Raw genomic sequence first — 1,135 nt, 5'->3', positions numbered from 1 at the left:
TTTTCTGAGGGTAGCGGTAAAAATATGTCAATAGGTTTAGCATCTGGAATTTTTGTTGTTTCTCAAATGACTGCAGCTAGTAATGTATATAATGTCTCTACAGGTTCAGGTTTTTCTGAAGGTTCTGGTAATTCTCAATTTGCTACTTTAAAAACTTCAGCAGGTAATGCAGCAGGTGCTGTAAGTGAAACAGCGGGTGTGACTACACTTAAAGGAGCTATGGCAGTAATGGATATTGCTGAAACAGCTATAACTAATCTTGATCAAATCAGAGCAGATATAGGTTCGGTGCAAAATCAAATCACATCCACTATAAATAATATTACCGTAACACAAGTAAATGTAAAATCAGCAGAATCTCAAATCAGAGATGTAGACTTTGCTAGTGAGAGCGCAAACTATTCTAAAGCAAACATCCTAGCTCAAAGTGGTTCTTATGCTTTAGCTCAGGCTAATGCAAGTCAACAAAATGTATTAAGATTACTTCAGTAGTATTGCTTTATATTTTTAAAGATTACTATATAAAAAGCCTAGTATTGCTTACTAGGCTATACCTTCTAATAAAACTGGAACACTTCTTGCTTTAATCTTTTCGATGCAATAATTTGAAAGGATTTAAAATGGGATTTAGAATAAATACCAATATCGGTGCATTAAACGCACATGCAAATTCAGTTGTGAATGCTAATGAGCTTGATAAGTCTTTAAGCAGATTAAGTTCAGGTCTTAGAATCAACTCAGCAGCAGACGATGCTTCAGGGATGGCTATTGCAGATTCTTTGCGTTCGCAAGCAGCTACTTTGGCTCAAGCCATATCTAATGGTAATGATGCTATAGGTATTTTACAAACAGCTGATAAGGCTATGGATGAACAGCTTAAAATCTTAGACACTATTAAAACTAAGGCAACTCAAGCAGCTCAAGATGGCCAAAGCTTAAAAACAAGAACCATGCTTCAAGCAGATATTAACCGTTTAATGGAAGAATTAGACAATATCGCAAATACAACTTCATTTAATGGTAAACAACTTTTAAGTGGAGGTTTTACTAATCAAGAATTTCAAATTGGTTCAAGTTCAAACCAAACTATAAAAGCAAGCATAGGTGCTACTCAGTCTTCTAAAATTGGGGTGAC

2 protein-coding genes are annotated in these 1,135 nt (G+C 35.1%); both read left to right on the top strand.

Going from position 1 to position 1,135, the window contains the following annotated elements:
* On the top strand, positions 1-492 hold a 492-nt coding region (locus GRQ01_RS07505), incomplete at its 5' end, for a flagellin (RefSeq protein ID WP_265331902.1).
* A 128-nt stretch (positions 493-620) separates the two neighbouring features.
* Positions 621-1,135, top strand: a 515-nt coding sequence (locus GRQ01_RS07500; protein ID WP_458795915.1) for a flagellin N-terminal helical domain-containing protein, incomplete at its 3' end; no start/stop codon positions are given.

This window comes from Campylobacter bilis (assembly GCF_016806695.1).
GTDB classification, from domain to species: Bacteria; Campylobacterota; Campylobacteria; order Campylobacterales; family Campylobacteraceae; genus Campylobacter_D; species Campylobacter_D bilis.
This window is presented reverse-complemented; position numbering and strand designations above follow the sequence as displayed.